Genomic DNA, 25,502 nt, shown 5'->3' with positions numbered 1-25,502 from the left:
GAAACTAAAGGTTGTCAGTTTACGTTAAAAGTCATGCAGTTGGCAGTTTGCGAAATATTACTCTAATATGAGCTGGTATAAATATTCAGCTGTAGCCATGTCAGGTCGCTTTTACTGACAAAGACAGCTAAACCTGCCACATCAGCCGTATTGAGATGTCATACCATGCTAAGAAAAATACGTATTACCAAACGATTATCCATCGCTTTCGTGCTGATGGGCCTAGCTACGCTGTTTGTTGGGGTAATGGCCATACTGAGCCTTAACGAGACAGAGCGGCATTTTGACAACATTGCAGAGCGGCGTTTACCGGCATCAATACTGGCAGGCGAGCTAAACCGGGATTTTCTGCTGATACGTATTTATACCCTGGGTATGCTAAATGCGCATACCGCAGAGGCGCGGGAAAATAACCGCACGCAAATGAATAACCTGTTAAGCAGTTATGATGAAACCGAGCGTAAGCTGGCTGAGTTTCATAAAACGCCGCAAGGCCGGGCGGTGTTTGAAAATGTAGACCGGGCGCGTAAGCATTATGACCAGTTGCATAAGCAGTTACTGCAGCTGATTGACAGTGGCAAGCAGGATGAAGCTGAAGCTTTTGCCCGGCAAAGCTTTAGCCAGGCGTCGGTTGAATTTAATAATGCACTGACGCAGATGTTCGAATACCAAAAAAGCACTGCAGATACTGCGGCAGATGCCGCTCATCACAGTGTGAAGCAAGGTAAAATGGTTACCACAGTGGTGATTGTTATCGCCACCTTGTTTGGTGCCGTTTTGGCCTGGTTATTCAGCCGCAGTTTGATTGTTCCAATGCGCAATGCGGTTACGGTTTCGCAGCGTATTGCGTCAGCTGATTTAACCGCAGCTATTCATGATGATGAGCCGGATGAAGCCGGTGATCTGGTCAGAGCTATGGCACAGATGCAGCAGCAGCTGCGCCAGACACTTGATGAAATTAATAAATCATCATCGCAATTGGCAGCCACGTCAGAAGAGCTGAGCGTGGTAACCGAGCAGTCTACTCAGACCATGCATCAGCAAAGTGACGAGCTGGACCAGGCCGCTACCGCTGTGACTGAGCTAACAACAGCGATTGAAGAGGTTGCCCGGAGCGCCGTTACCACATCACGCGACTCTGAGCTGGCTGATGAGAAAACCCGTCTGGGTAAGAACCAGGTAGAACATACCATTAAGAATATCCGTGATTTGGAAACTGAGCTGCAGCATACCGGTAACAGCGTCGGTAATCTGGCAACGCGGATCCGTGATATTGCCTCGGTGCTGGATGTTATCCGCGCTATTGCTGATCAGACTAACCTGCTGGCTTTAAATGCCGCTATCGAAGCCGCCAGAGCCGGAGACAGCGGCCGTGGCTTTGCGGTAGTAGCGGATGAGGTCAGGGCGCTGGCGCACCGGACCCAGGAATCTACTAAAGAAATAGAACGTATGATGGGGGCGATTGACGCTGAAACGGCCACCACAGTAAGTGCTATGAGCAGCAGCAGTGCAAGAGCCGCAGAAACCTTGCAGGTGGCGCATCAGGCCGGCGAGGCCTTGCAACTGATTGCAGAGGCGATATCGCAGATAAATAACCAGAACCTGACTATCGCCAGTGCGGCAGAGCAGCAGGCTACCGTGGCGAGAGACGTTGACCGCAACCTGGTAAATATTCGCGACCTGGCTGTGCAAACCGCGGCCGGTGCCAATGAAACGCAGGCATCAAGTGCAGAGCTGGCAAGGTTGGCTGAGCAACTGAATAGTCTGATTAGTAAATTCCGCTTGTAACGAATACCGGCACCGCTGCGGCGGTGCCGGTATTATCAGCGTTTAATACAAACGAACAGTGCGTTACCTGATACCTGATCCCATGGCACTATGTTGTCGTACTGATGTGCCAGAATATGCACTTCAAACAACGGGCTTAGTAACGCTTGTAATTCTGCAAAACTGACAGCTACCATTGGATGTTCGTCGTGCCACAGTTCAGTGGCGGCGTTGTTGATTTTAGCAATGCGTAGTTTTAAAGATTGCTGCTCACCAGTACCTGCATAGTGCCAGCCCGACTCAAACACAAACTGGCTGTCCAGGTGATGAGTGCTGTGGCGCACCATACTGTTGTTACAGATTTTATCTTTATCCACCGCATTAAAGCAGAACATGCCGCCAGCTGTTAACGCATTAAATACGCTGCTGATGCACTGCTGTAGCTGCGTTATGCCGGAATTATAATGAATGGAATACAAAAAGCAGGTAATAAGATCCGCTGGTTGGTCCAGTGTGAAATTGCACATGTTCTGCAGCACAAAACGCGCTTGCGGGCAGCGGGCCTGAGCCAGTGTCAGCATTGGCTGGTTCAGGTCAATTCCTGTGCATTGGTAGCCCAAGCTTAGAAAATGATAGATATGCGGGCCCGTTCCGCACGCCAGATCCAGATTATTCCGGCCAGCGTTGCCCAGCAGTTGGTGCAGCCGGTGCACAGCCTGGCTTTGCGCGTAATAGTCGATATCACAGCACATCAGGTCGTAATAAGTGGAGAGATCAGTGTATAACGCATTGGAAGACTGCATAACTAACAGCACTTCAGGCTGGATTTCGGTGGCGCATTCTATAGCAGAATAAGCATTTCGCGAAGCAGCATTTTTGTCGAACATAAACCGGCTATGCCCGGCTCAGAGAGTGGCCGGGCAGGGCTGTTAAGAACGCTCAGCGGTGGTAGGCACCTGCACGTTCAGGCTGGTAGATAACTTCGTCAACGGTTATCACCGACATTTCGCCGCCAGGTAGTGGCCAATTGATGCTGTCACCGCATTTCAGCCCGAGCAAAGCACTGCCTACCGGCGCCAGTATCGAGATTTTGTCGCCACTTGGGGCTGCATCTTTGGGGTATACCAGTGTCAGGGTACTGGACTTACCATTAGCAAGGCTAAAGCGTACAGTCGAATTCATACTAACGACGTCTGCCGGTAGCTGTTGCGGCGGTACAATAGTTGCGCGCTGCAACTCCTGGCTTAATGTGTCGTAGCCAACAGTGTCCTGGCCCAGACTGGCCAGCAAATTATCCAGCCTGTCAAAATCAGTGGTGGAAAGCGTGATGTCAGGGGTTTTCATTAGTGCTCCTTATCTTATTTGGCGTAATACTCATCACAGTAAGTACACGCAGGTTAAGTTGATGACGTAACAGCCTTAACTGAACATCATGATCAATCGTTTTACCCAGCAGGTCGGCGCCAAGCGGCGAGAGTATTGAAATGCGGTTTCGACGATAGCTCGCTTGCGACGGTGTCACCAGCTGCAGCCAGCCCCGCTCGTTAGTATCCAGATTTTTCAGTTCAACTGAGCTGCCTAACCGGATTGCACTGCTGTCGCAGTTGAATTTGCTCTGACGACGATAGTCCGCCAGTGAATGCACAATGTGGTTCAGTTGCAAAGCTGTAAACGGCAAAAATTGCTGACAGGCCAACGCTGCAACGACGCTGGCGATAGTGTTATGTGACGCTCTGGGATAACAGAAATACATTATGGCTCCGCATTACAGAAGCAAAAATGAACAAAATGGTTTAACGAAAAAGTGTCAGGCCGGTTTCGCGCAGGGCAAAACCGGCCTAGGAATGGAAGGCGATAGCGGTGTAATGCTGGCCGGTCACCGTGGTGGTGAGCGCAAAGAATTTTTGGTTTGGCATGGCTGCACCATAGAGTATCTGACGCCAAAGTGCAATCCTATAAAACTGTGCGGATACTACTGATAATGAATGCACACTACATGGCAGTGTTATTGCTTCGGTTTAAATTTGATTAAATATATTTACTTACTGTTAAATTTTGGTGTTTATTTGCTACTGCGAAAAGATTAAAGTGTGCGCCAATATTTACTACTAACTTTGGGAGTATTCGATTTGCGCGCAGTATTGTTTCTGTCAGTTGCATTATTAACATTTTTATATACCGGTTGTGCCAGCACCTCAGGCAATAAAGCCGACATGGTGAAAGCAGACGTTGCCAGGCCGCAGTCTTTATTTCTGGCCCGGCTACAGCAGCGCACCACTGCACAGACGTCTGAACTGGCTGATGGCAGCATAAAGGTTGCTTTTCCCGGCATTACCGCGTTCTCGCACGATGGCGCCAGAATAAGCGACGAGCAACAAAGTGTGCTCAGTAGCGTGGTTGAATCTCTGGAACATATTGAATACCAGAAGTTGACGGTAGTCGGCCATACCGATAGTTCAGGCAAGTTGGCGTATAACAACACCTTGTCACAGCAGCGGGCTGAACAGGTAAAAGCATTTTTACTGCAGCAGGGTTTAACAGCTGAGCGGGTAACGGCAGAAGGACGGGGCCCGGCAGAGCCGGTGGCGGATAATAAAACTGCGCAGGGCAGAGCAGCAAACCGTCGGGTGGAGCTTGTGCTGGCGTTTTGATATTGATACAGCTAAAGAACCGGTCACTTTGGTAACCGGTTCTTTGATTGTGTTAACTTAGTCAGTCAGTACCCAGCCGTTGTCTGTTTTGCGCAGTGTCAGTGTCTGTTGTTTTACCTGATACTGATCACCGGCTTTGAAATCGCCATACTGTAGTTTCAACATGCCGGCTGCCATACCACTGGCCATTTTCTCCAATGGGTTGCCAGGTTTTGCGGTTTGTTTGTCCATGTACTCTTTAAACGATTGTTTAAATTCGACGTCATAAGAGACGTCTGCAGCATAATGGCTATCGTTATCTGACCAACCATTCAGCTTTTTTACATTACTAATATCAACCAGTCCTTCATATTTGGCGTCAAATTGCTGCTGCAATAACTGCTTCAGTCTGGTATCTCCCGGCTTGTCCGAACAAGCTGTTACAGTAAACACCATCAGGGCGATAACCAATAAACGCAACATCGTCATACAGTACTCTTTGTCAGTAGAAAATCTGGCCTGCGATTATGATACAAAATACTGCTGCCGTGCCAGTGTGCTGTATGGATTACGGCAAAAAGGTTTCACTTTGCACGCTGTTGTTATTGATTGTCGTAAAGGAGTGATTAGCAATTTTACGCCATTTGCTGCTGATATTATCCAGCGGTTCAGAGACCACGACCGTGCTGCCTGACGGAATGCGCGGTCTGGCCTGTGCAAATTCATCCATGCAGGTGGTGTCGGTTGACACAAACTGTGTCATCGGGGCTTCGTTATGGGAGTAGCGGATGGTATACAGCTTTTCACCGTCAGAGATAGCGCAGGACAAATTTAATACACCGTCCTGATCGATCTTCAGCAGTGCCTGCAGCACCTTTTCTACCATCTTTTGCATTGCGGCTTTGGGCTCGTCCAACAGCCCCAGTGTAATAGCCAGATAAAAAAAGGTTTCGCTGTCTGTGGTGCCCTGCAGCAGCGGATACAAATCAGGCGCAATGCTCAGTTGCAGCTCTCGCCTGATTTGAGGAAAGTGGCTGACATGGCCGTTATGCTGAAACAGCCAGTTTTTGTAGCGAAAAGGATGACAGTTCGCACGCTGAATATCACCGGTTGTCGTTGCACGGATATGTGCCATAAAAGTATGGGCTTTAACCTGATGGCATAAATTATTCAGGTTAGTGTTGTGCCAGGCTGGCAGATCATCTTTGAATAATCCGGGCTCTTTGCGTTTGTCGTACCAGCCAATGCCGAAGCCGTCACCGTTAGTACTTAACAGCTGCCCGTTTTTGGTGTAGTTCATTTGACTGTGGCGGCTTTGTACTACCAGAGAGTGATCCGGTTTTGTGACCAGTGTATCCAGGTATATGGGTTTACCGGTATAGGCTATCCATCGGCACATAAAATACCCCGCTGAGATTCTAATACCTTTGCGCTACTGTAGCGCTGCTCATAAAAACGATGTACCTGGGATACGGCATAATCAATAATTGCCCCTGCGATATCGACGCCGGTGATACTTTCGATACCCTGCTCGCCGGTAAAATCGGGCGACACATTAATTTCCAGTAGCAGAGGCCCCTGATCTGAGCACACAAAGTCCACACCCGCCACATTCATACCGATAGAGGCCGTAGCAGATAACACCATCTCTTCTTCGTCAGCGCTAAGCTGATAAGGTTCAGAATGTCCGCCAAGGGATACATTTGATCTGAAGTCGCCATCTTGCGAGCGGCGACACATACTGGCCACCACTTTACCGCCGACCACAAAAGCGCGGATGTCTGTACCTGATGCTTCTTTAACAAAACGCTGAATAATGTACGAAGCGCCTAATTGGCTGAATGTTTTAACAATATTGTCCATTTCTTTTAGGCTGTGCACCAGAAATATGCCGGTGCCTTCAGTGCTCTCAATCAGTTTAATGATCATTGGCAAACCTATGACATTTGCCAGTTCCTGAAAACCCTGTGGGTTGTACGCGATGCCGGTAGCAGGGAAAGGCAGACCTCGGGCCAGTAGATACTGCAGACACTTTAATTTATCCCGCCCAAGACGCAGGGCGGCTGGCGATTCGCTGACATAGGTCTGGCTGCAGATAAACTGCTGCAATACATTGGTGCCGTAGTCAGTAAAGTTGACATTCAGCCGCGGAATAATGGCATCAAAGGCTTTAGTGATGTTTTTGTCACGCCAGTAAATCATTGGCTTTTCAGTCGATAGCACCATACTGATATCCCGGATGTTATACAACTCTGCGGTATGGCCTCTGGCTTTTGCTGCTTCCAGCAGGCGGTGATCGTCCTTGACCTGGTCAGTAGATAAAATACAAATATTCATACTGGTCTAACCTTGTCATTTGTTGAAAATACGTTAAGTCTAGCATAGGGTCTAATAGTAGCAGCTCAGTGAGAAAAGCAAATTCGGGCTAAACTAAAGGCTCACCGTCTGGTCGTAAATAAGTAATCTTCTCTGGTGGAGGTGTCTGAAGTGCCGGAAAATCGTGCTCGCCAGAGCGGTTAGTAATACCGGCTGGCGAAATGAAGACAAGAGGAACGGTATGTGTGGAATAGCAGGAGAAATCAGTTTTGCCGGTAAGGCGTCAACGCTTTATGTTGAAAAAATGTTGGAGAAGTTGGCGCCGCGCGGGCCCGATGGCTGGGGTGTTTCAGCACAGGGCAATGTCTGTTTTGGTCATCAGCGGCTGAAAGTCATTGATTTAACGGCTGCCGGCGCTCAGCCTATGCATGACTCAGCTCTGGGGCTCAGTATCGTATTTAACGGCTGTATTTATAATTACAAAGCGCTGCGCGCTGAGTTGGAACAGTTAGGCCACCGTTTTTTTTCTACCAGTGATACTGAGGTGATTTTAAAAGCTTATGCGCAGTGGCAAGAGCAGTGCATGGCGCGTTTGAATGGTATGTTCGCTTTTGCTATCTGGCACCGTGACAGTAACAGTACTTTCTTTGCCCGCGACCGCCTGGGGATCAAGCCACTGTACTATCACCAGAACCGCAACGGCCTGTGGTTTTCTTCTACGTTACCTTCTTTGCTGCGCTGTGCAGAGGTGCCGCGTGAGCTGAACCCGGCGGGCGTACATCAGTACATGGCGTTTCGCGCTATTGTTGGCACTGATACGTTGTTTTCCAATGTCTACAAACTGCAGCCCGGCCACTGGATGCGTGTTAGTGCTGACGGGGACGTTAAACAAGGCTGTTACTGGCAGCTGCATACCGATACCGATTACAGTGACAAACGCACCGAGGCTGATTGGCAGCAAGCGCTGAAAGCCGCCTTATTTGACAGTGCTAAACGACGGCTTGAGGCTGATGTACCGGTGGGGGTGCTATTGTCCGGCGGGCTCGACTCGTCTTTATTAGTTGGTATGTTAAGCGAGCTTGGGCAGAAACAATTACATACTTTTTCGATTGGCTTTGACGATGTGGCAGATGAGGAGGGCAATGAGTTTAAATATTCAGATATCATTGCCCGGCACTACGATACACAGCACAACAAAATTTTTGCCAGACACGACACCCTGCTAAGCCACTTACGGCCTTGTATTGACGCTATGTCGGAGCCTATGGTCAGCCACGATGTTATCGGCTTTTATCTGTTAGCGCAGGCAGTAAGTCAACACGTCAAAGTGGTGCAAAGTGGCCAGGGCGCCGATGAGGTATTCGCCGGTTACCACTGGTACCCGCCGATGACAGAAGCAACTGAACGTGAAGCCGCCCAGCGTTATGCGCAAGCTTATTTCTCCTGGGATGAATCGCAGCTGACACAGGTGCTGGCGCCGCAATACTGTTTGCGTAACTATTCTTTCAGCTATATCCAGCAGTACTTTGCTAATTGTGGTGCGCAGTTGCCTGTCGATAAAGCCTTGCATCTTGATACTGCCGTCATGCTGGTAGATGACCCGTTAAAACGGGTTGATAACATGACAATGGCCTTCGGGCTTGAAGCCAGGGTACCGTTTCTGGACCATGAATTGGTTGAGCTGGCGTTTAAGATCCCGCATCAGCTGAAACTACGTGATGGCGGTAAATATCTGTTAAAACAGGTGGCCAGAGAGGTTATTCCTGCCAGTGTTATTGACCGGCCCAAAGGTTATTTTCCGGTGCCGGCACTGAGAAAAATGCAGGGTGAGTATCTGCAGCTGGCCAAAGAGGTGTTCAGTCAGAATGCAGCCCGTCAGCGACAACTGTTTAACCTGGATTACATTGATACAATGCTGGCCGCTCCGGATAAATTCAGCGGACGGTTCGGCTCTAAATTGTGGCAGGCAACATTATTGGAGCTGTGGTTGCAGCAACATAATATTGAATAGCAGGCAGAAAAAGGCCACCAGCCTTGGGGCAACGCTGGTGGCAACATAACGGTTTGGGGGCCGTTATCTGTTAGTGTTTGGTTGCCTTTTTCAGCGCCCGCATTTCGTCATGGCACTCCTGCATTGTCGCTAAAGACTGCAGTAGTGCTGATTCATACTGCGGTGGCTGCTTTTCTTTCAGTGCAATACGGAGCTCTTCCAGCGTTTTGTCTTCCACTTCTTCAAGCTGCGCAATATAGGTAGCGTCTTTATCTGAACTCATTGCGCCCATTACTTTGGTATACACTTTTCGTGCTTCAACGGTAAAGGCAGAGCCTTCCTCGCGTTTTCCCTCTTCCTGCACAGCAAAAGGTTGTAACCGCTCTTTTACCATACGACGGGCATTAAGCATGCGGTCAAAAAACTGAGCCAGACGTTTGTCATCCACTTTTTCTTTAGCGTCAGTGTAAAAATCAATGCCGCTGTTTAATACCTGAACAATATCGGTAACATGCTTTACTTCTTGGGTATGTAGATTTGCCATAATGTCGGTCTCCGTTTTAAAAGCTATAGCGCATTGGCGCTATGAGAGGTCATGCGTGCTTTACTACATGACAGAACACTAGCAGTGTTTGCAGCTTACGGGCCAGCCTGAGTTGGTCTTGAGATTTTATTTTTATATTTTTGATTTTAAAGGTTTTTGTATGTTTTATTTATGCGGTGTTGCCAGATAAGTACAGTGCTTTGCTGCCAATGCACACTGCAGTAACTTCATATTTTCATTTACATGTCTGTAATTTTTACCGCTGTGTTGCCTGACGTAACTGATTTCGCTATGGTGCACACAAATTGTTTGTCTGGAGATGGTTATGCAGTATGCCCGTTTAGGATCTTCACCTGTTAAAGTATCAAAGGTATGTCTGGGTACTATGACCTGGGGCTGTCAGAATACACAGGCAGATGCTGATGCACAGCTTGACTACGCATTGGCCCAGGGCGTGAACTTTATTGATACCGCTGAAATGTACGCCGTGCCGCCCTCTGCACAGACGTACGGCGCAACCGAGCGAATTATCGGCAATTGGCTTAGCCGGCACAGTGCTAAGCGACAGGATATTGTGCTGGCCACCAAAATGGCCGGCCCTGGTCTTGCGCATGTGCGTAATGGCACTGAAATGACGCCCGAAGCGTTGTTGCAGGCAGTAGATGACTCGCTTAGCCGCTTACAAACCGATTATATCGATCTGTATCAGTTGCATTGGCCAAACCGGGTGTCACCGCATTTTGGTAAGCACGCGGTCGGGCATATCGGCTTTTCTGCCGTGGATAGCGAACAGCAAACGGCGCAGATCCTGGGCTTGCTGGAGGCTCTGCAGCGTTGTGTGGATGCGGGTAAAATCCGCTATTGCGGTTTGTCGAATGAAACACCCTGGGGTATCAGTCAGTATTTACAGTTAAGCCGTGAGCACACAGTACCTCGCATCGTTTCTATTCAAAACGAATTCAGCGTGTTGCATAGCAAAGACTGGCCCTATCTGATAGAGCAATGTGTACATGAACAGGTGGCATATCTGCCCTGGTCACCGCTGGCTGGCGGAGCGTTGACTGGCAAATATCTGGCTGGTGCGCGCCCGGCCGGAACACGCTGGAGCATGTTGCAACGTAATGGTCTGTTTCGTGATACACCTGAGTCAAATCAAGCCATTGCTGTTTTTACTGAACTGGCACGCAGCCATGGCGTTTCGCCTGTAACGGCTGCGCTGGGCTGGGTGGCTCAGGTAGAAGGGGTGACGTCGACTATTATCGGGGCGACCAGCATGGAGCAGCTGCAGCAGAATATAGCGGCATTCTCTGAACCACTGCCATCAGCGATGCTGGATGACATCGCTGCCTTTTTAAGACAATTTCCTGCGCCATTTTAGCGAAAAGCTCAGCCGGCTGTTTATCTGCCGGCTGCAGCGAAACCGGGTGTTGGCTTGATCACTAAGACATCACATGGCATATGCTGGCTAAGGTAATGGGCGGTATCGCCCAGTAACGCTGAGCTGATGTCATGCATATGATTGTTACCTATTATCGCCAGCTGACTGTGCAGCGACTGTACTGTCTTAGGAATTTCATCATCGGGTAAGCCATCTTGCAAGTGCAGGCAATCAGCCGGTATGCCACAGCGACGGGTAACATGCTGTAGTTTATCACTATGCTGTTTTGCTATGTCTGGCAAAGGCTCAAAACCCGATTGACTAGAGTAGGGCAGGCTCATGGTGCAGTGCTGTGCACTGTAGCAATTTATCACGTGCAGTTGCTGCTCGTTATGGCTCAGCTCGCCGCTAATATCTAAAATAACCTCATTCATCTGGCTGTTATTGCCGGGATTGTCTTCCAGATCCAGGCAGGCCAGCACATTGATCTCAGCATTTATCTGGCCGGGTTTTACCAGCCAGACCGGTAACTCACAATCACTGATAAGATAATGCTCCAGGCTGTTGGCTAATAACGGCAACAGGTTCCGTTTACAGTGCTGCGGCGTTATAACCATACTGATGTCACGTTGTTCTATCAGTTGGCTGATGGCGTGTTTCTCGCTTTCACGCCAGGACACAACAACATCTAGCTGCAGCTCTTTCGCCGTCAGGCGGCCAGCACGTTGCAGAATATCCTGGCGGAACTGCCCGATAAAACCGGCCAGTTCGTTATCAGCACTGACCGAATTATGATGTATCGGCTGCAAACGCTTATAAAACGACTGAAACACGGTAACCCGGCTGCCATATTGCTCCGCCAGAGCGATAGCCCGGTGTAATGCCAGCTCATCGTTGCTCTGCTGTTGCTGAATAACAAGTAAATGATAAAAGGCGCTATGCATAATAGTATTCCGCTTTTAATGTGAGAAAAGCGCGACGACATTAACTGCGCTGTAGTTCAGCCAGGCGGTTGCCAGTCTGATATTGCTATAAGCGTAAAAGCGTGTAGAAATGCGACATTTTTTCAGGCGGGTCGGAATTATTTAAGCCGGTTGCAAAGTTTGCCGCAGCCAGGCTTTTGCCAGCCGGGTATTGCGTTCAATCGTTTTGGCCGATACCTGATACAACTCTGCTATTTCAGCGGTGGTTAAACCAGCGAAAAAATGCAGTTCAAGCATTTCAGCTTTGGGCTGGTCAAATTCTGCCAGCGCATCCATAGCATCGTTCAACGCCAGGATATCGATATTCTCTATTGCACCAAGATGCTGTTCTTCCAGCGTAATACATTTTATGCCATCGCCACGTTTAGCACTGCCGCGGGCGCGGGCGTGATCAACCAGGATCCGGCGCATCATACGCCCGGCCAGGTTAAAAAAGTGCACACGGTTATGGTAACTGACATCACAATTAAGCAAGTTCAGATAGGCTTCGTTGACCAGAGCCGTAGGCTGTAGCGTATGGCCAGCACTTTCGTTGTGCATCAGTTTCAGCGCTAAGCGGTGTAATTCATTCTGAATTTGTTTACTCAGGTCATTAAGTGCAGCACCGTCACCCCTGTGCCAGCGTTGAAGCAAGACTGTGAACCGCTGTGAGTCTGGATTTTTAGACATACTGGCTTTTTCTGCTAACTTTTAGTTGCAACAGTATAGTTTCTTCCCTGCTATTTACCGCATTGGCAGGTTTTTAACACTGCCGCAAGACCAGACACGGACCAAATACCCTATGGATAAGGATCGCTGGCAGCAGATCGAAAGGTTATTTTTCCTGGCTGCAGAGTTAGCAGAACCCGAACGGCGCCGTTTCTTGCAGGCTGAATGTGCAGCAGAGCCGGAGCTGGTTGATTCAGTGTTAGCATTACTGGCGTCTGATAACGCAACGCTGAATATCACCGGGTTGTTACAACAGGAAGCCGCTCAGTTGCTGCAATCGGCAGATTTAACCGGCACTGTGATCGGACAATATAAAATTGTCCGTGCGCTCGGGCACGGTGGTATGGGCGCCGTCTATCTGGCAGAGCGTGCCGACAAGCAATTTACCAAACAGGTTGCCATTAAAATCAGCCATACCCGTTTGGCTAACCCTGTGCTTTTGCACGCCTTTAAAACGGAAAGACAAATTCTGGCCGATTTAGAGCATCCTGCCATATCCCGTTTACTCGATGGTGGTACTACAGAGCAGGGCTTACCTTATCTGGTCATGGAGTACATCAAAGGTGAACCTGTTGACCGCTACTGTGCCGCGCGTGAACTGTCACAAACTGCCAGGTTGCAGTTGTTTGTCAAAGTCGCCAATGCTGTGACGTATGCACATCAGAACATGATTGTGCATTGCGATATCAAACCGGCAAATATTCTGGTAACCGCTGACAGTGAGCCCAAGCTGCTGGATTTTGGTATTGCTCATCTGTTAACGAAAGCCAGTCAGTATGGTGCGGAAGCTAACAATAAACGCCTGACCATCAGCTATGCCAGCCCAGAGCAACAACTGGGAAAAACACCGACTGCGTTAAGTGATGTGTACTCACTCGGGGTGACGTTACATCAGTTATTAAGCGGACAATTGCCAGCAACTAACGGCGCTGTATCCGCTGCTTTGCCTGAAGATTTGCGTTGTATCCTCAGTAAAGCTTTACAAAGCGCACCGGATAAACGTTATAGCTCCGTTGCGGCATTTACGGACGATGTAAAGCGCTTTTTAGGCCGTCATCCTGTGCAAGCCCGGCAGGACAGTTGGTGGTATCGCAGCAGCATGCTGGTGCGGCGTAATCAGATCAGTAGCCTGCTTTTTGCCACTGTAATGCTTGCCGTTATTAGTTTTAGTATCACCATCTGGTTGCAGTCACTGCATGTCGCCCGTGAACGGGATCAGGCCAGGCTGCAACGCGACAAAGCTCAGGCGGTCAGTCTGTTTGTCAGTGACATGCTAGCTGCGGTAGATCCCTTTGTGGCACAGGGACAAAAGCCGACAGTACAGCAAGTGCTTGACCAAACCAGCATGCAGTTGCAGCAGAATGCGCAGCATGCATTGGTACAACAACCAGAGGTTGAAGCCGCGGTACGTCAGGTAATTGGGCAAACTTATTTTTCTCTTGGCCAGCTGCCTGAAGCCCAGCGCCACCTCGAGCGGGCCAGGTGGCTGGCAGAACAAAACCGCTTTACAGATACGGCTTTATTCTTATCAATTATCCGCACGCTGGCTGGCGTATATAAAGACCAGTATAAAACTGCTGATGTGTTGACACTGGCATATCATGCGCTTGATCTGACAGAGCAGTTGTATGGGGTCAATAGTATTGAGACACTTGCTGCACTGAGCGACCTTGCCAGCGCGTATCATACCGCCGGAGAGCTGACAAAAGCTGAAGCGATGTGGTTCAGGCTGTATCAGCAGCGACTGCAGCTGCTTGGTAACGATCACCCGCACATTGTTCAGTCTCTGGTGCATCTGGGGATTATCAATCAATGGCTGGGTAAATATGAGCTGGCCGCAGACTACTATCAGCGCTGCCTGCAGCAGGCCAGAAAACTCTTGGGTGAACATCATCCGGATACGTTGCAGTGTATGAGCACGCTGGGTTCAGTTTATGAATCTTCCGGCCGTTACAACGAGGCTGAACCCGTTATTATCCGGCATATTGAACTTGCGACAAAAGTGCTGGGGCCGACACATCCTGATACGCTGCGCTCACAGCATAACCTGGCAGATACTTATCGCGGACAGCAACGATATGCTGAGGCCGAAATGCTGTTCCGACAGGTACTGCAGCAGCGTGCTGAGGTGTTAGGGCGTGATAATATCGAGACGCTGCAAAGCCGGATGAAACTTGGCAGGGTGCTGCTGTTACAGCATCAACACGCTGAGGCAGAAATGCTACTGACCGATGCCTATCAGCAGATGAAGCTTCAGCTTGGGCAGAGCCATCCATCGGTGTTGACGTCTGCACAGCTGTTGGCTGATACCTATCTGGCGCAGCAAAAAAGCCAGGCAGCACTCACGCTTTATCAACATATACTGAGCATACGGCAAGATAAAAGTGCCGAGCATCCCGATACTATTGATGCGCTGGCAGGTGTCGCACGGGTGTATTTGCAGTTGGCTGAACCGATGCAGGCTGCACATTATCTGGAACAAGCTGGCGCGATTGCTGACCGGTTTCCAGGCAACCAAAGCGTCAACCTGAGGCTGGCGCTTACTGCTTTACAACAACAAGACGGGCCCTGAATTGATGCTGGTCTCAGTTTGCGCACTGTTAGCAGTTTCCTGCTTGTGGTGTGCTCAAGGCTGCGCAATACTAACTTGCAGTTACCTTTAAGAGCCTTGTTATGTCGTTGTTAGCTTTTACCGATCCGACTACTGATTTGTCTGTGGCTTATCACGGACATCATGCAATGGCTCTGGTGATCCTGTCACTGTTAATCGCCATACTGGCAGCTTACACCAGCTTTAGTCACCGCCACCTGATGCGGGGCGCAGAAAAACCGCGATCTGCCCGGCTGTGGCATGCCAGTGGTGCAGTGGCGATGGGGCTGGGCGTATGGGCCATGCACTTTACTGGCATGATGTCACTGCAGTTGCCCGTTGAAGTGGGCTACCGGCTGGATGTGACGCTGCTGTCAGTGTTGCCTGCCATTGCTGCGGCTTATGTAACGCTTCGGGTTGTCGCTTCTACCGGCCAGAGTGTTAAGCGTATTGTCGCCGGCGGCGTGTTAATGGGCGCTGGCATTGGCTGCATGCATTACATCGGCATGGCGGCCATGGTGCTGCAAGCCGAGCGGCTGTATAACCCGGCTATGTTCGGGCTGTCTATCGTGGTTGCGGTAGTGATGGCCACTCTGGCACTGGGGATCCGACCCTGGCTGACCAATAAAGTTGTCAGTAAACCACTGCTTGAATGTATTAGCTCGATAGTGATGGGAATGGCCATTGCCAGCATGCATTATGTTGCTATGCATGCGACGGTATTTTTGCCTGCCCGTCTGTCATCGCCCGATACAGTAGTCATGAGTAAACACACGCTGGGTACACTTGCAGTGGTTGTGGCGGTAGGCATTCTGATGCTGGCAACCGTCGCGGTTATGATGCGTCAGCGCATCACGGCGGCAGAGCGCAGCAGTGATGTGGCAAACGAACAGGCCAGAATACTGTCAACGCGGTTAGAGCGCATCGCCTCGCGCGTGCCAGGCCTGGTGTATGAATTTCGTCTTGGTGACGATGGCAGTTTTACCTTTCCCTATGCCAGCGATGCTATCCGCGATATTTACCGCATCAGTCCTGAGCAGGCAAGTATTGATGCAATGCCGGTGATGCTGGTACTGCACCCCGATGACAGAGACAGCATGCGCCAGTCAATTTACCACTCTGCACAGCATTTATCTCCGTGGCAGCTGGAATACCGGGTACTGACCGAGCAAAACGAAGTACGTTGGTTGTTTGGCAATGCCATGCCAGAGCGCGATGCCAGCGGTGTGCGCTGGAGCGGTTTTATTACTGATATTTCCCAGCGTAAAGCGACTGAGCAGCATATTCATCAACTGGCTTTTTTTGACAGCCTTACCGGGCTTTATAACAGACGCAAAGTGCAGCAAAGCCTGCAGGACTTATGCGCCCAGTTTGACGCCAGAAAGCAAAGTGGCGCCGTCATACTGGTTGATGTGGATAATTTTAAACGAATAAATGATACCCAGGGCCATAAAGCAGGGGACGAGCTGTTAAAGCAGGTTGCACTGCGGCTGGAGCAGTTTGCACCACCTGGCAGCATCTGTGGCCGTCTTAGCAGTGATGAATTTGCGTTACTGGTGATTGATCTGCCGGCACAGCTGCCGTTAACCCAGTATCAGCTGCAGCAGTTTGCAGATGAGTTGCTCAAAGCCCTGGCGCAGCCTTATGCGATAAGCGGCCATTATTACAGTAGCAGCGTCAGCCTGGGATATTGTGTGTTCAACGATACGTCAGTCAGCGCCGATGAACTATTGAAGCGGGCCGACATAGCGGTGTCGCATGCCAAAGCCGCCGGTGGCAATTGCCAGGTGATGTTTGAAGACGAAATGTACCAGCAAATTCAGCAGCGCTTTGCAATGGAGAACGCGCTGGCAAAAGCGGTAGCGCTTAATCAGCTAAGCCTGCATTATCAGCCGCAGTTGACCGACACTGGCAGAGTGGTGGGGGTTGAGGCCTTACTGCGTTGGCATTGTCCGGAGCTGGGTATGGTGTCGCCGGCCGAGTTTATCCCGCTGGCCGAGGAAACCGGGCTGATTGAAGATATAGGTTTTTGGGTACTGCACCAGGCTTGTCAGCAGCTGCAGCAGTGGCAAGCTGACCCGTTACTGGCGGCGGTAACGATGTCGGTTAATATCAGCGCCCGACAGTTCTATTTGCCGGAGTTTGTCAGCATCGTGCAGCAATGCATTGAACAGTATCAGTTTGCACCTCAGCATCTGATGCTTGAACTGACCGAGAGCCTGATCCTGGCCGATCTGGAAGATGCCGTCGCGCGGATGCAGCAAATCAAACAGCTGGGGGTTAAGTTTTCTATGGATGACTTTGGCACCGGCTACTCATCGTTATCTTATCTGTCCCGGTTGCCGTTTGATGAAGTAAAAATTGACCAGTACTTTGTCCGAAGTGGCAGCTCCGGTCAGCCGCGTGACTGGGTAATCGTCGACGCTATAGTCGGTATTGCCAATACCTATGGTATGAAACTGGTAGCAGAGGGCGTAGAAACAGCGGCGCAACAGGCGTTGCTGCGCCAGAGTGGCTGCCGTTGTTATCAGGGCTATTTATATGCGAAACCCGCGCCTGCCGCAGATACTGAACACTGGATCCGTCAGTATCTGCAACAGCAGACAACCAGTTAACTGAAGGGAAAACTACTGTTTCAGGTTTTGCTGTAAAAATGCCAGCATTGCCTGCGCTATATCATTACCATGCGTTTCGATAGCAAAGTGGCCACTGTCGACAAAACGTACTTCGGCTTTGGGGTTATCACGTTTAAAAGCCTGGGCGCCGGCCGGTAAAAAGAAGGGGTCTTTATCGCCCCAGATCGCTAATGTCGGTGGCTGATAGCGGCGGAAATAGTCGTGCAACTGACTATATTGCTTAATGTTCTGACCATAATCAACCAGCAGATCGACTTGTGGCTCAACACCGATGCGCTCTATCGCCGCAAAAGCCAGCTGGTAAGTTTCGGGAGCTATCAGCGATGTGTCTGAAACGCCTTCAAGGTACTGCCATTTGATCATATCGGCAGTGTTAAAGTGGCGCAGCGCTGCCCGGTTCTCTGCAGTTGGCTCAGCCCAGGCTTTACGCATGTCAGCCCAGCCATCGCTTAGGCCTTCTTCGTAAGCATTGCCGTTCTGGCTGACGATAGCCGTTATCTTTTGCGGGTTGTTTACTGCTAAGCGCCAGCCAACGGGAGCACCGTAGTCAAATACGTAGATAGCGTACTGGTTCAGGCCTTTGGCCACAGTAAAGGCGTCGATAATGGCTGACAGGTTATCAAAAGTGTAGCGGAACTCTGTATTTTGTACTGTTGTCTGGCCAAAACCCGGCAAATCAGGTGCAATGACATGGAACTTAGTTGCCAGCTGTGGCATCAGATCCCTGAACATATACGAGGAGGCCGCAAAGCCGTGCAACAGTAATACGGTTGGCGCATCGGCGGGGCCTGCTTCGCGGTAAAACAGTTTAACATCCTGAATATCCAGCGTGTGATGATGCACAGCTGGCGGATAATCCGCACTCTGTACTGATAAAGAAGCAGCCAGGGCAGAAGCTGCAAGTAGTTTTGTCGTGTTCATGGTTACTCCGTATACAGTGATTGGAATTTCAGTGTGTAACCTGTATAATTTATTTTAACTGGTTACTTACTTGCAGTGTTACTGATCTTCAGTAACCTGTCAAATATATTTTTAAGGGTTACTTATGCAGATCAGTGCAATTAAAAGCGATAACAACCTGAGTGATGCACCTATGCTGGGAGATCACCTGGCAATGGATTTGCTAAATACCCAGGCTGTTGATAATGGCAATACGGTGGAATACTGGCACAGTGACAACGATGTACTGCACTGGCTAGCCAGATACGATATTACACCTGCGGCCGGTGGCGGGGCTTTCAAAGCAGGGGAGTTGCTGACGCAGGCCAAAGCGCTGCGCTTGCTGGCGCAGCGTCTGATCAGCGAGTTCAGGTCGGGTACAGTGCAGGACATCAGCGGCCTGAATGAATATCTGCATGCCTATCACAGTGTGTTGCACATGCAGTACAACAAAGAAACCAACACGCTGGCACTTAACCGGGTCGCCAGTGGCGGAACCATCGCATCCTTGCTTGGGCCTGTGGCTGAAGCCGTAGCGCAGTTGCTGGTTGAAGGAGATGCGACACTGGTGAAACAATGTGAACACCCGGACTGTATCTTATGGTTTTATGATCGCACCAAAGCGCATAAACGCCGCTGGTGCAGTATGGCGCTATGTGGCAACCGCTATAAAGCTGCGCAGTTCAGAAAAAGAAGCAGCAGTTAGCGGCGATACAGCCTTCGTTGTCAGGTGAAGGCTGTAGCTACTCACCGGTATCAGAAGTTATAGCGCAGCCCGGCGTTAACAGAGCGGCCTGCAGCTTTAATGGGCATAAAACCGTTGCCGTTATCCAGCCGGTACTGAGCAATATTAACGCCGCCCAGTGGCAGCTCATAATCTTTATCCAGCAGGTTACTGACACCAAGGTTTAACTTAAGGTTGCTATGTTGCCACTGGGTGCTGATATCGAGCACAGCATAACTGCCGGTTGTATTTTCCAGCCGGCGCGGATCGACCCGGTGTTTGCTGTCCTGCCATTGCCACGTCAGCTGTGTTTGCCAGGCCCCTTGCTGATGCTGGACGCTAACAGAGCTATGCAGAGGGCGTTGCTGGTACAACGGCTCGTTACTGTCATCCCGTTTACCGCGGTTCAGGTTTAACCCGCCCAGTAATCGCCATTGCCCGGCTGACTGCGTGTCACTTAACAGCCACAATGCGCTGGCTTCTGCACCGTACAGAGTGGCGTCAAGGTTAGTAAATTGCAGCCGGTTGCGGCTCATCTCTGCGCTGTTAAAACTGCCTGCTAATTCAACGTCGATATAATCGCTGACACGGGTGTAAAACGGCCGAAGCTGAAATTGCCAGTTATCATTACTGTACTGATAGCCAACGCTCAAGGTACGGGCTGTTTCTGGTTTTAATGCTATATCGCCTATGTAGCCGTTAGCATCACCAAACCAGCCTATCATGGTGATGGCCATAGTCCCCTGGCCCCAGCTGTAACGCTCGTATAGGTTTGGCGCACGGTTTTTCTGCGCCAGACCAAATTGTAATAGCTGGTTGCTGCTTGGCTGATAACTGGCGACAAAGGTGATGTCAGTCAGGGTATCTTGCTGTTTGCGATCGCGCAGGTTAAACGCTTGCGCGGCAATTGTATCTGCCGCCATCATGCCCATCGTCATATTGTTGTATGCCTGCACATCGCCGGTATTGGTAGTAACCTGTTCCAGCCGGATACCATAATTAAGCTCCAACTGCTCTGTAACTTGTTGGCTAAGCTCAGTAAAAGCAGCAATGCGGCGGCGCTTGCCGTCATTAATATTGATGTAGTCATTTGGCCCCATCATCATTGAATCCGCTACCGCAGGCCAGATGTCATCCAGCGTAAGCTGATAAAACTCGTGTCCCAACTTAAGCGTACTGTGTTTGGTCAGGGGGTTGCTCCAATGCAGCTGGTAACTGTAGTCATCGCTATCTGTCAGCATTGGCATGGTGCCGGACTTATCGTCAGTAAAAAATCCCATTTCATGTTTAATACCATGCCAGTTCAGTCTGGCCAGTAAATCACCCTCTGCTAATGTGCGCTGGTATTGTAACGTGATGCCGTAGCTGGTGTTGTCGGTCATATCCATATACTGGTTGGCAAAACCCTGAAACGGAATGTGCTGATGGCTTAATTTAACCGCCAGTTGTTGTGTACTATCTTTCCAGGCAGCGGTCAGTTGGTGGTTTTGCGCCCGATATAACGTGTCCGGGACTTTTGCACCATTACCATCATTGTAACTGTTGGCGTCTTCAAAGGCGCCATCGTATTTCAGGCTGACATTTTTTGCTGAAAACTCTGTACCGGCACTGGTTTTAAAAATGTCGCCATTGCTGCGATAGTCAGTGCCAATGTAGCTTTTGTGATGCGACAGCGCTGATGTATCTGAAAATGTCGGATTAATACTGTTAATGCTGATAACTCCGGCAATATTGTCGCCGCCCATACTCACCGGTGATATGCCGGCTACCACATTAACCTGGTTTATTTGATTAGCAGAAATATAAGACAGTGGCGGGTTCATTTCATTGGCGCAAGCAGCGCTGATATCACTGCCATCAATCAGTACTTTAATGCGCCCGCCCATCATGCCATTTAATACCGGTAATGCCGACATACCGCCTGCGGCAGAAAAATCCACCCCTGCACTTTGCAGTTGCTGGTAAGTATCCTGATCGACTGTTTTTGACCAGCTCAGGCCTTTCACTTCAATAATTTCAAGTGGCGCACCGGCGTAAGCCGAACAACAGGACAAAATCATTGCGCTTAAGGCTGAATAACGAAAGCAGCGGCCACTTTGGTCTAAAAAGAAAACAGACTGGGTTTGCATAACGGCATCCTAAACATAACATCAGGATGCTATTGTAATAAATACATAGCCTTAAGCCGCTGTGACAAATTGCCGCAGCTGTGGCGCATCGGTGACCACAACGGGCTAATATCGCTTAGTGTTCTCACAGGCAATGGTCATTTTGCCTTGCAACACCGTAACGGCCTGGCCTGATAGTTTAACTGCACCGCTTTGCATCAGCTCAACGTCAACAAAGCCACCCCGGCGCGAGCATTGAAACGCTTGCAGCCGGGGTTTGTTCAGCTTTTCTGCCCAGTACACTGCCAAAGCACAATGCGCAGACCCGGTTACCGGGTCTTCATTTACGCCCACCCAGGGTGCAAAATAGCGCGATACTACATCTACCGTTTCCGCTTTTGCTGTTACCAGCACGCCACGGCCAGCAAGTTTTGCCATGCCGCTAAAATCCGGCTTAAGCGCAGTCAGCAAAGCTTCACTGTCAATGACGATCAGTTGTTTATTATCAAAGCTGGCGTAATCGACGATATGCTGTTGTGCTATGCCTAATAGTCGCAGCAGCTCAGGGTTTGCTTCAGCGCTCATATTCAGCTCAGGCGCAGGCAGGGTTATATGGATGCAGTAATAGTCTAACTCTGCCGTTAGTACGCCGGACAAGGTATGAAAGGCAATGCTGTCGCCGCGGCTATAATGACCTAACTGCTGTAAAATATGCGCTGTAGCTAAGGTGCCGTGGCCGCACAACCGTACTTCTACCTCCGGCGTGAACCAGCGTAACTGCATGGTATCCAGCGCCAGAAAAGCGGTTTCAGACACCGCCATTTCAGCGGCAATCGCCAGCATCATGCACTCGTCAAGGCCATGCTCGGTAATACACACACCGGCCGGGTTACCTTTAAATGCTTCATTGGTAAAGGCGTCTACCTGATAAATATTTACGTCCATTAATGCTTCCTGATTGAGAGTGTGTCAGGCCTTATTGCCAGTGCTATAGGTAGTGCAGCGTATGAATAATTCCGGTGCATAATAATGACTTTAGCCACTCAGAACCGTGCCAATCCAGTTTAAAAAAGTATCGGCATTTCTGCTATCAAAACTTGGTTTATCAGGCACGTAGTAACATAAGTCCGACGCAACTGGCAGGGTGCCAAACTGCTGTAGAAGATTCATTTTTAACAGCCGCCTGGTCAGGGTAGTAGAGCAAAATACCAAAGCGTTTTCTGCCATCGCCTGCTGTATACCGAACAGCTCCTGGTCAAATTTTTTCACAATAATGTTCGCACTATCTATTTCGTTTGCTGCCAGCCATGCCGTCAAAGGGGCCTGCGGCAAGGCGGTATTTTTCCATGCCGTGGTATAGAGGGTGACAGGTTCAGCCGACCAGCAAGGTGGCTTCATGCCGTGGCGGCCAAATACATCAAACTGCTCATGGCGAATGATATCGCCGGGCGCTGCGGTTGTGGCATCACCGTAACGAATAGGGATGATAAAAGGGTGGTTATCTACGGCTTCACCTGTTGTTACTTCAACTGCAATACCCGGATAAGCTTGCGAGAACTCCTGCAGGGCCGGGATCAGCAACATAGCGGCGAACGATGATGTGGTGGTTACCTTCAGCGTGCTACCGACAGTTTGTAGCTCTGCCAAGGCGTGCTCAATTTTTCGAAAACCGTCAGAGGTGGCCTGGGCCAGAATTTTGCCTGATTCGGTCAGTATTATTTGTCTGGTTTGCCGATGAAACAGATTAACATTTAACCGGCTTTCCAGATTGCTGATGTGATGCGACACCGCTGTTGGGGTCAGCGACAGCTCTTCTGCCGCCAGTTTAAAGCTCCCCCGGCGTGCAGCCGCCTCAAAGGCTTTCAGTGCCTGCAACGATACCTGCAATTGTGCTCTCCTGATCTGTGCGGTTTGGTGTCACTATAGATGATTTAAACTCATCTGTTAATGTGTTTTTCTCGTTTGTGAATTTTTACCTGCAGCGCCAAGATAGCGCTCGTTATCAACTAACAGAGGTATTACAAATGAGTACTATATTGCACATAGATTCCAGCGTAAGAGCTATTACTAACCCGAACCCAAACCATAATTCTATTTCGAAAAATATCGCGCTGAGGTTTATCAATACCTGCCGGCAGAAGCGCCGTACAGATGAGTATATATATCGTGATGTTGGTATGAACCCGCCGGCATTTATTACCCAGGACTGGATAGGCGCCGTGTTTACACCTGAACAAAAAAGAACCCCGGCTCAGCACGATATTTTAGCGCTGTCAGACAGGTTAATTGCCGAAGTCGCCAAGGCGGATATTATTGTTATTTCTACGCCGATGTATAACTACGGTATGCCGGCGCAGTTAAAATCCTGGTTCGACCAAGTGGTGCGTATTAACAAAACCTTTGATTTTGACCTGGCCCGCGGCGACTTTCCGCTACAACCGCTGTTGTCAGGTAAAACTCTGGTAACCATTACCTCAAGTGGCGAATTCGGTTTTGAAAAAGGCGGCATACGCGAGAGTGCCAGCCATTTACAACCGCACCTGCGCACGCTGAGTAAATACCTGGGGGTAGAGACAATCTATGAAATTGCCGCTGAATATCAGGAGTTTGGCGATGAACGGCATAAAACATCGGTTAGCAACGCGCTAAGCCGGGCAGAAAAGCTGGCCGCAGAACTGGCAGATACTGCCGCAGCAACAGCGCTGCAACCGGAGGCTGCTAATGGGTAACGCTAAGCTGACGCAAGCGGATATTAAGTGGGCAGAGCGGGCCATTGATTTGGCAACCAATAATGTAAAAGCCGGTGGTTTGCCGTTTTCCGCTGTGATTATTAATCAGCAGGGGCAGGTTATCGGCGAAGGCGTAAATCAGGTAGCCGCACAGCTTGATTGCACTGCACATGCTGAAATTCAGGCAATACGGCATGCGTCACAACACGAGCAAAGCATTTCGTTGCAGGGCGCAACGTTGATTGCATCAGGCGAACCTTGCGCACTGTGCTATATGGCCATTTTGCTGGCGAAAATAAGCCGGCTGGTTATCTTAGCTAACAGGCATGAAGCAAAAGCGCATGGGTTTGACTATCTGTGGACTTACGATCTTCTAAACAGCAATTCACTGGGGCAGTTAACGGTGCTGAAGTTAGACACCGACAGAAACACGCTGCCGTTTAAGCTCTGCCAGGTTCGTATGCAAGACATAGGCTTGTAGTAGCAATATGCCATGTTGTCCGGTTGACAGGGGCCACCTCCGGGTGGCTTTTTCATTCAGTATTGATTCTGGCGGCTTTATGAAAACGGTCTGGGGGCATGCCAAATACTTTTTTAAAATCACGGATAAAATGTGCCTGGCTGCTGAAGTTATAGGCATAGGCTATCTCGCTCCAATCGGGTGCTTCTTGCAAAAATGAGCCGGTGAGTGCATCAAGCAGCTGGCTTCGCTTGATGATCCATTTGAGGCTGGTACCTACTTCTTCACGAAAAATATGCTGCAGTGTGCGCTCAGGTATGCCAAATTCCCTGGAAAGTGCAGCCACCGAGTGGCGTTGGGGTTCGGCAGTGATTTTTCTGACGATGTCATGAATGGCTGTGATATGCCGGTTGCATTTAACCGGAATCGACCTGAAGTAATCATCAAAAATACGGCTGATGGCCACATCATCGGCATAATTCAGCATGTTTGGCCCCAGGTGCGGTGCGGCTTCAGGCAAGACATCAGCGAGGCTGAGCTTACCGGTTGGCATCTGATGCATCGGTCTTTTCCAGTAGGGCGAAAACCCCGCAGGCAGAAAGGTTACTCCGGCTATTACGTCGCAGCCCTGTGCCTGGTATTGCAACCAATCAGGCGTTATGCCGTAGACAAAACTTCCGCTGCGCGTAACAAAGAGTGTAACTACAGGATCACTCAGCACTTCTCTTGGTTTAAATACCACGCCATCCGGCAGATCCCAACGCAGGATCCAATAATGCGATATTTTGTTTCTCAACTCCGGATGAGGCAAGAAAGCGCGCAGTTCTGTTACTTCACTAAACTCTTCAGCGCTAACAACACCCGAGCGCAGAAGTTGAGTCTGCCAATCATTTTTTGCGGGTTTGTGAAATATCTCTTCCATTTTGTTCTCTATTTTATTCCCTGCAGAGGTTACTTAAGGCCGCTGACATATAGATTGAATCAACAATGTTATAGGAGC

The 25,502-nt window shown here is 49.7% G+C and carries 24 protein-coding genes; 10 read left to right on the top strand and 14 right to left on the bottom strand.

Annotated features, from left to right (window positions below; genetic code table 11):
* Positions 1-165: 165 nt before the first annotated feature.
* Positions 166-1,788, top strand: a complete 1,623-nt coding sequence (locus LHL18_RS03335) for a methyl-accepting chemotaxis protein (protein WP_226765760.1) — start codon at positions 166-168, stop codon at positions 1,786-1,788.
* A gap of 35 nt (positions 1,789-1,823) precedes the next feature.
* Here LHL18_RS03335 and LHL18_RS03330 read toward each other — a convergent pair whose 3' ends face one another.
* From LHL18_RS03330 to LHL18_RS03320, 3 genes are all read right to left on the bottom strand, one after another.
* Entirely contained in the window at positions 1,824-2,570 is a 747-nt protein-coding gene (locus LHL18_RS03330; protein WP_226765759.1) for a class I SAM-dependent DNA methyltransferase, read from the bottom strand.
* Between the two features lie 136 nt (positions 2,571-2,706).
* The gene (gene rnk / locus LHL18_RS03325) at positions 2,707-3,111 is read right to left on the bottom strand and encodes a nucleoside diphosphate kinase regulator (protein ID WP_134054016.1); all 405 of its coding nucleotides are present in this window, start codon (positions 3,109-3,111) and stop codon (positions 2,707-2,709) included.
* A complete protein-coding gene (locus LHL18_RS03320) occupies positions 3,098-3,520 on the bottom strand; it encodes a GreA/GreB family elongation factor (protein WP_226765758.1) in 423 nt (140 codons plus the stop codon). The genes rnk and LHL18_RS03320 overlap by 14 nt, the downstream gene beginning before the upstream one ends.
* Position 3,521: 1 nt before the next feature.
* Here LHL18_RS03320 and LHL18_RS03315 point away from each other — a divergent pair, with 1 nt between their 5' ends.
* Both LHL18_RS03315 and LHL18_RS03310 read left to right on the top strand, forming a co-directional pair.
* Positions 3,522-3,746, top strand: a complete 225-nt coding sequence (locus LHL18_RS03315; protein ID WP_226765757.1) for a hypothetical protein — start codon at positions 3,522-3,524, stop codon at positions 3,744-3,746.
* A gap of 111 nt (positions 3,747-3,857) precedes the next feature.
* Positions 3,858-4,418 (top strand): OmpA family protein, encoded by a 561-nt coding sequence (locus LHL18_RS03310; RefSeq protein ID WP_226765756.1) that lies wholly within the window; start codon positions 3,858-3,860, stop codon positions 4,416-4,418.
* A gap of 57 nt (positions 4,419-4,475) precedes the next feature.
* On the opposite strand, the gene LHL18_RS03305 is transcribed toward LHL18_RS03310, so the two are convergent.
* From LHL18_RS03305 to LHL18_RS03295, 3 genes are all read right to left on the bottom strand, one after another.
* Complete coding sequence (locus LHL18_RS03305; RefSeq protein WP_134054020.1) at positions 4,476-4,886, bottom strand: hypothetical protein; 411 nt, start codon at positions 4,884-4,886, stop codon at positions 4,476-4,478.
* Between the two features lie 79 nt (positions 4,887-4,965).
* Positions 4,966-5,796, bottom strand: a complete 831-nt coding sequence (locus LHL18_RS03300; RefSeq protein WP_226765755.1) for a class II glutamine amidotransferase — start codon at positions 5,794-5,796, stop codon at positions 4,966-4,968.
* Positions 5,781-6,734, bottom strand: a complete 954-nt coding sequence (locus LHL18_RS03295) for an ATP-grasp domain-containing protein (protein ID WP_226765754.1) — start codon at positions 6,732-6,734, stop codon at positions 5,781-5,783. The genes LHL18_RS03300 and LHL18_RS03295 overlap by 16 nt, the downstream gene beginning before the upstream one ends.
* A 220-nt stretch (positions 6,735-6,954) precedes the next feature.
* On the opposite strand from LHL18_RS03295, the gene LHL18_RS03290 reads away from it, so the two are divergent.
* On the top strand, positions 6,955-8,724 hold the full coding sequence (locus tag LHL18_RS03290) for an N-acetylglutaminylglutamine amidotransferase (RefSeq protein WP_226765753.1): 1,770 nt from the start codon (positions 6,955-6,957) through the stop codon (positions 8,722-8,724).
* 70 nt (positions 8,725-8,794) lie between these two features.
* On the opposite strand, the gene LHL18_RS03285 is transcribed toward LHL18_RS03290, so the two are convergent.
* On the bottom strand, positions 8,795-9,247 hold the full coding sequence (locus LHL18_RS03285; RefSeq protein WP_226765752.1) for a PA2169 family four-helix-bundle protein: 453 nt from the start codon (positions 9,245-9,247) through the stop codon (positions 8,795-8,797).
* Positions 9,248-9,572: 325 nt separating this feature from the next.
* On the opposite strand from LHL18_RS03285, the gene LHL18_RS03280 reads away from it, so the two are divergent.
* Positions 9,573-10,625, top strand: a complete 1,053-nt coding sequence (locus LHL18_RS03280; protein ID WP_226765751.1) for an aldo/keto reductase — start codon at positions 9,573-9,575, stop codon at positions 10,623-10,625.
* Positions 10,626-10,645: 20 nt separating this feature from the next.
* Here LHL18_RS03280 and LHL18_RS03275 read toward each other — a convergent pair whose 3' ends face one another.
* Both LHL18_RS03275 and LHL18_RS03270 read right to left on the bottom strand, forming a co-directional pair.
* The gene (locus tag LHL18_RS03275) at positions 10,646-11,569 is read right to left on the bottom strand and encodes a universal stress protein (protein WP_226765750.1); all 924 of its coding nucleotides are present in this window, start codon (positions 11,567-11,569) and stop codon (positions 10,646-10,648) included.
* A gap of 141 nt (positions 11,570-11,710) precedes the next feature.
* The gene (locus tag LHL18_RS03270) at positions 11,711-12,277 is read right to left on the bottom strand and encodes an ECF-type sigma factor (protein WP_226765749.1); all 567 of its coding nucleotides are present in this window, start codon (positions 12,275-12,277) and stop codon (positions 11,711-11,713) included.
* A gap of 112 nt (positions 12,278-12,389) precedes the next feature.
* Between LHL18_RS03270 and LHL18_RS03265 the strand changes: the two genes are divergently transcribed.
* Together LHL18_RS03265 and LHL18_RS03260 are read left to right on the top strand one after the other, a co-directional pair.
* A complete protein-coding gene (locus LHL18_RS03265) occupies positions 12,390-14,888 on the top strand; it encodes a serine/threonine-protein kinase (protein ID WP_226765748.1) in 2,499 nt (832 codons plus the stop codon).
* Positions 14,889-14,989: 101 nt separating this feature from the next.
* Positions 14,990-17,521 carry a bifunctional diguanylate cyclase/phosphodiesterase gene (locus LHL18_RS03260; RefSeq protein ID WP_226765747.1) on the top strand — a complete coding sequence of 844 codons (2,532 nt, stop codon included), beginning with the start codon at positions 14,990-14,992 and terminating at the stop codon, positions 17,519-17,521.
* A gap of 12 nt (positions 17,522-17,533) precedes the next feature.
* On the opposite strand, the gene LHL18_RS03255 is transcribed toward LHL18_RS03260, so the two are convergent.
* Positions 17,534-18,463 (bottom strand): alpha/beta fold hydrolase, encoded by a 930-nt coding sequence (locus LHL18_RS03255; RefSeq protein ID WP_226765746.1) that lies wholly within the window; start codon positions 18,461-18,463, stop codon positions 17,534-17,536.
* Between the two features lie 124 nt (positions 18,464-18,587).
* On the opposite strand from LHL18_RS03255, the gene LHL18_RS03250 reads away from it, so the two are divergent.
* Positions 18,588-19,187 (top strand): CGNR zinc finger domain-containing protein, encoded by a 600-nt coding sequence (locus LHL18_RS03250; protein ID WP_226765745.1) that lies wholly within the window; start codon positions 18,588-18,590, stop codon positions 19,185-19,187.
* Between the two features lie 50 nt (positions 19,188-19,237).
* On the opposite strand, the gene LHL18_RS03245 is transcribed toward LHL18_RS03250, so the two are convergent.
* The 3 genes from LHL18_RS03245 to LHL18_RS03235 form a co-directional block, all read right to left on the bottom strand.
* Entirely contained in the window at positions 19,238-21,334 is a 2,097-nt protein-coding gene (locus LHL18_RS03245) for a TonB-dependent receptor plug domain-containing protein (RefSeq protein ID WP_226765744.1), read from the bottom strand.
* Between the two features lie 105 nt (positions 21,335-21,439).
* Positions 21,440-22,258, bottom strand: a complete 819-nt coding sequence (locus tag LHL18_RS03240) for a PhzF family phenazine biosynthesis protein (protein WP_226765743.1) — start codon at positions 22,256-22,258, stop codon at positions 21,440-21,442.
* 90 nt (positions 22,259-22,348) lie between these two features.
* Entirely contained in the window at positions 22,349-23,200 is an 852-nt protein-coding gene (locus LHL18_RS03235; protein WP_226765742.1) for a LysR family transcriptional regulator, read from the bottom strand.
* 137 nt (positions 23,201-23,337) lie between these two features.
* Here LHL18_RS03235 and LHL18_RS03230 point away from each other — a divergent pair, with 137 nt between their 5' ends.
* Complete coding sequence (locus tag LHL18_RS03230; RefSeq protein WP_226765741.1) at positions 23,338-24,042, top strand: FMN-dependent NADH-azoreductase; 705 nt, start codon at positions 23,338-23,340, stop codon at positions 24,040-24,042.
* Entirely contained in the window at positions 24,035-24,523 is a 489-nt protein-coding gene (locus LHL18_RS03225) for a nucleoside deaminase (protein WP_226765740.1), read from the top strand. Before LHL18_RS03230 ends, LHL18_RS03225 begins: the two co-directional genes overlap by 8 nt.
* A gap of 52 nt (positions 24,524-24,575) precedes the next feature.
* On the opposite strand, the gene LHL18_RS03220 is transcribed toward LHL18_RS03225, so the two are convergent.
* Complete coding sequence (locus LHL18_RS03220; protein ID WP_134054044.1) at positions 24,576-25,424, bottom strand: AraC family transcriptional regulator; 849 nt, start codon at positions 25,422-25,424, stop codon at positions 24,576-24,578.
* Positions 25,425-25,502: the final 78 nt, after the last annotated feature.

The organism is Rheinheimera aquimaris (genome assembly GCF_020531985.1).
Taxonomy (GTDB): Bacteria; Pseudomonadota; Gammaproteobacteria; order Enterobacterales; family Alteromonadaceae; genus Alishewanella; species Alishewanella aquimaris.
Note: the sequence above shows the minus strand (reverse complement) of the source record. Positions and strands in the feature narration are given on the sequence as shown.